Here is a 4,144-nt window from a genome sequence, read left to right on the forward strand (position 1 = left end):
ACCCAACGCCGCCGCGCCGCCCTGGCCGTTGCCGGCACGCTGCTCATGACCTGCGCCAGCGCCTGGGCCCAGCCGGCGCCCTACCCGGCCAAGCCGATCCGCCTGGTCGTGCCGTTCACGCCCGGCGGCAGCACCGACATCCTGGCGCGCGCCATCGGCCAGGAGCTGACCAAGGCCTGGGGCCAGAGCGTGGTGGTGGAGAACGTGCCGGGTGCCGGCGGCGCCATCGGCGCGGACAAGGTGGCCAAGGCCCCGGCCGACGGCTACACGCTGCTGATGGGCCACATCGGCACCCTGGCAGTCAACCCCAGCCTCTATCCCAAGCTGCCCTACAACCCGGTGCGGGACTTCACGCCCGTGGCCTGGGTGGCGCGCGTGCCCAACGTGCTGGTGGTGCACCCCAGCGTGACGGCGCGCACGCTCAAGGAGTTCGTGGCCTACGCCAGGGCCAACCCGGGCCGGCTCAACTACGGCTCGGGCGGCAACGGCAGCGCAGCCAACCTCGCGACCGAGTACCTCAAGCTGCAGACCAGCAGCGCCCTGGTCCACATCCCCTACCGCGGCACGGCGCCGGCCGTGACCGACCTCGTCGGCGGCCAGATCCAGCTCATGTTCACCGGCGTGCCGGCCGTGCTCAGCCAGATCAAGAGCGGCCAGCTGCGCGCACTGGCGGTCTCCAGCCCGCAACGCGTGGACGCCCTGCCCGATCTGCCGACCGTGTCGGAAGCGCTGGGCATGAAGGACTTCGAGGCCGACCAGTGGTACGGCGTGGTCGCGCCCGCCGGCACGCCGCGCGAGATCGTGGCCAGGCTCAATGGCCAGATCAACCAGTCGCTGAACGCGCCCGAGCTCAAGACCCGCCTGGCCGCCGAAGGCGCGGTGGCCACGCCCAACCCGCCCGAGGTGTTCGGCAAGCTGATCGACAGCGAGATCGTGCGCTGGCGTCCCGTGATCACTTCGGGGCGCGTCAAGGCCGACTGACTCAGCCGCCGAAGGCCTTGAAAGCCCAGAGCACGGCGCTCAGGGTCACGAAAGACACGGTGGTCGTGCCCAGCAGGGCCGCGGCCGCCAGGCCGTCGCGGCCGTGCCTTTGCGCCAGGATGGTGTAGATGCCCATCATCGGACAGGCCGCGGTCAGCAGCAGGCCCAGGCGCAGCTGCGGCTCCAGAGCCACCAGGCCGGCCAGCTCCAGCCCCGTCAGCACGGCCACCATCACCAGCGGGTGCAGCAGCAGCTTGCCCGCCGCGATCTGCGCGACTTGGCGGCCCATGCCCTCGATGTGCAGGCCGGCCAGCGAGCCGCCGATCACGAACAGCGAGAGCGCGCCGCTGGCCTGGGAAAACAGCGTGACCGTGCGCGCGAGGGGTGAAGGCAGCTGCCAGCCCAGCAGCGAGACCGCGAAGCCCGCCACCAGGCCCAGCACCATGGGGTTGCGCAGCAGCTTGCGCAGCGCCTGCCCCACCACCGCCTGCCAGCGGCTGCCGCGGTTCTCGGCGCTCTCGGCCAGGGCCAGCAGCAGCGGGATCAGCAGCAGGTTCTCGACGATCATGTTCAGGCCCAGCAGCACGCCGGCCACCGGCCCCAGCGTGAGCAGCGCGACGGGGTAGCCGACGAAGCCGCTGTTGGCGCAGGCCATGCCCATGGCCCAGTAGACGCTGGTGGTGCGGTCCTGCCGCGCGCCGCGGCGCGCCCACAGGAGACCCAGGGCCAGGGTCAGCAGGGAGCCCAGCAGATAGACCCCCATGTAGGCGCCGTTCAGGATCTCGCCTATGGGGCGCTGCGCCAGGGCGTTGAACAGCAGAGCCGGCAGGGCCAGGTTGATCACGAAGCGGCCCATCACCTGCATGTCGGCCCGCGCGAACAGGCCCATGCGGGTGGTCAGGTAGCCGAGGGCGATGGCGACGTAGATCGGGCCGGTGATGGCCAGGATGTCGAGCATCTACTTCTTGCGGGAAGCGAGAAGCCGGTCGGCATAGTCCTGCCAGGGAGCGCCCTTGGCCAGGCCCTGGAACACGCCGGCCCTGGCCTGGTCGGCCACCCATTGCTGCTTGCTGGCGATGGCGGCGGTCATCAGGGGCTCGAAGCCGGCCTCGCGCACCGTGTTGGCCGACTCGCGCATCTCCTCGGCGCGGCGCTGGCCATGCTGGACCACGCGGCTGAAGAAGTAGGCGCCCTGCTCGCTCCAGTCTATGCTGGGGAAGGTCTCCTGCAGCGTGGGCAGCACATGGTCCTCCACGCCGTAGGCGCGCGCCGTGGTGTAGCTCTCGATGACCAGGGCTTCCAGGCCCTTGATCATGACGCTGCGGCACATCTTGATGGCGCTGGCCACGCCGAGCTGCTGGCTCACCGCCTTGGCGTCCATGCCCCAGGCGCCCAGCAAGGCGGCCAGCTCGGCGGCCCGGGCGCCGCCCAGCAGCATGGGCACGCGTATGCCATAGGGCGGCACCGAGGTCATGACCCCGGCCTCGACGTAATGGGCGCCCGCCGCGGCTATCAGCGCCGCGCATTGCTGCTTGGTGCCGGGCGAGGCGGAATTGAGGTCCAGGAACACCGTGCCTGGACGGATGAAGCCCGCCGCCTCCTGCGCCACGGCCAGGGTGTTGGAGGCCGTGACGGCCGAGATCACGAGATCGCTGGCCTCGCACAGGGCCTGCATCGAAGGCTGGGCCGCCACGCCGGCCTGGGCCGCATGGGCGCGCTCGGCCGCCTGCGTGGCCGGGTCGGCCAGCTTGAGGTCCCAGGCGCTGACGGCGCTGACGCCGTCCTTGTCCTTCAGGCCGGCGCTGAAGATCTTGCCGACCTCGCCGTAGCCGATCAGGCCTATGCGTGCTGGTTTCATGACTGGTCCTCCCCTGCCCCGTTGGTTTACTGGCGCGGGATGCGGGCGCGGGTGATGACCTCGCTCCAGCGCTTGATCTCGGCGTCCAGCAGCGCAGCCAGCTGCTCCGGCGTGCTCGAATGCGCCTCCACGCCGAGCTCGGCCAAGCGCTTCCTGACCTCGGGCGACTTGAGCGCGGCCTGCACTTCCTGGTTCAGGCGCGCCACCACCTCGCGCGGCGTCCTGGCCGGCGCGGCCAGGGCGTTCCACGAGGCCACGCTGAAGCTGGCCAGGCGCGCCGCGTCCTTGACGGTCGGCACCTCGGGCAGCGCGACGTTGCGCTTGTCGCCCATCACCGCCAGGGCGCGCAGCGCCTTGCCCGAGATCTGGGCCGCGACCGGCGCCAGGATCTCGACCGCGGCGTCGATCTGGCCGCCGCGCAGCGCCGTCACCACGGCCGGCGTGCCGTTGAAGGGCACGATCTGGGCCTCGATGCCGGCGCTGGTCTTGAACAGCTCGGCCGCCAGGTTCTGCGTGCTGCCGATCGCCACGGTGCCGACGTTGAGCTTGCCCGGATTGGCCCGGGCGTTGGCCACCAGCTCGGCCAGGGTCGTAAAGCGCGAGCCCTCGGGCACGACGATGACCAGGTCGAAGAAGCCCAGCACCGAGACCGGCGCGAAGTCCTTGCGCGGGTCGAAGGGCAGGCTCTTGAACAGGCCCTCGCTGACGGCCGTGCCGTTGCTCATCAGGAGCAGGGTGTGGCCGTCCGGTTCGGCCTTGGCCACCGTGTCGCCGGCGACGATGCCGCCGGCCCCCGGCTTGTTCTCGATCACGATGCTCTGGCCCAGGCCCTCGGCCATCTTCTGTGCCACGGTGCGCGCCGTCAGGTCGGCCACGCCGCCGGCGCCGAAGGGCACGACGATGCGTATGGGTTTGGACGGGAAGCCGGCTTGCGCGCGGCCAGCCAGCGGCAGGCCGGCCGCGCCCAGCGCCAGGCTGTGCGAGAGAAGATCACGACGAGACAGCATGGTTTTTCCTTCGAGTGGCGATGATGGCGCACACAACCCGACCTTTCGGGCGCGCGCGAAAACGCCATTGTGTGCAATCTGCACGCCCGCGGGCAAGCCGCGGCGCATCTAGCTGCTAGACGGAAAACGCATAACCGCCGGGCGGCGCCGGAGGTCGAGCTTCTTCGCCAGCCAGCCGTCGTCGACGTGGCACTGCACGCGCGGCGCGAAGCCGGCCAGGCCTGGACCGCCCGTGGCCCGGAGTCCGCGCCATGGCAAGCGATACTTCGCCCATGCCCCGCCCCACCAGCCCCCGCGT

At 71.0% G+C, this 4,144-nt stretch carries 4 protein-coding genes; 1 reads left to right on the top strand and 3 read right to left on the bottom strand.

What is annotated here, in order from left to right; translation table 11 throughout:
- Nucleotides 1-981: Bug family tripartite tricarboxylate transporter substrate binding protein (locus FFS10_RS22630; RefSeq protein WP_502702905.1), on the top strand; the 981-nt coding region annotated here is incomplete at its 5' end.
- A gap of 1 nt (nt 982) precedes the next feature.
- Here FFS10_RS22630 and FFS10_RS22635 read toward each other — a convergent pair.
- From FFS10_RS22635 to FFS10_RS22645, 3 genes are read right to left on the bottom strand one after another with little or no spacing between them, the layout of a single operon-like run.
- Nucleotides 983-1,939 carry an AEC family transporter gene (locus tag FFS10_RS22635; protein WP_137896853.1) on the bottom strand — a complete coding sequence of 319 codons (957 nt, stop codon included), beginning with the start codon at nt 1,937-1,939 and terminating at the stop codon, nt 983-985.
- The gene (locus FFS10_RS22640; protein WP_137896854.1) at nt 1,940-2,839 is read right to left on the bottom strand and encodes an NAD(P)-dependent oxidoreductase; all 900 of its coding nucleotides are present in this window, start codon (nt 2,837-2,839) and stop codon (nt 1,940-1,942) included. It lies immediately after the preceding gene.
- A gap of 26 nt (nt 2,840-2,865) precedes the next feature.
- Entirely contained in the window at nt 2,866-3,846 is a 981-nt protein-coding gene (locus FFS10_RS22645; protein WP_137896855.1) for a Bug family tripartite tricarboxylate transporter substrate binding protein, read from the bottom strand.
- Nucleotides 3,847-4,144 lie beyond the last annotated feature (298 nt).

The sequence above is a fragment of the Ramlibacter sp. 2FC genome (assembly GCF_005503345.1).
Lineage (GTDB): Bacteria > Pseudomonadota > Gammaproteobacteria > Burkholderiales > Burkholderiaceae_C > SCMQ01.

What these genes read in the sequence shown, in the direction of transcription:
- FFS10_RS22635 (WP_137896853.1), bottom strand. Translation starts at nt 1,939, where the DNA reads ATGCTCGACATCCTGGCCATCACCGGCCCGATCTACGTCGCCATCGCC.
- FFS10_RS22645 (WP_137896855.1), bottom strand. Translation starts at nt 3,846, where the DNA reads ATGCTGTCTCGTCGTGATCTTCTCTCGCACAGCCTGGCGCTGGGCGCG.
- FFS10_RS22640 (WP_137896854.1), bottom strand. Translation starts at nt 2,839, where the DNA reads ATGAAACCAGCACGCATAGGCCTGATCGGCTACGGCGAGGTCGGCAAG.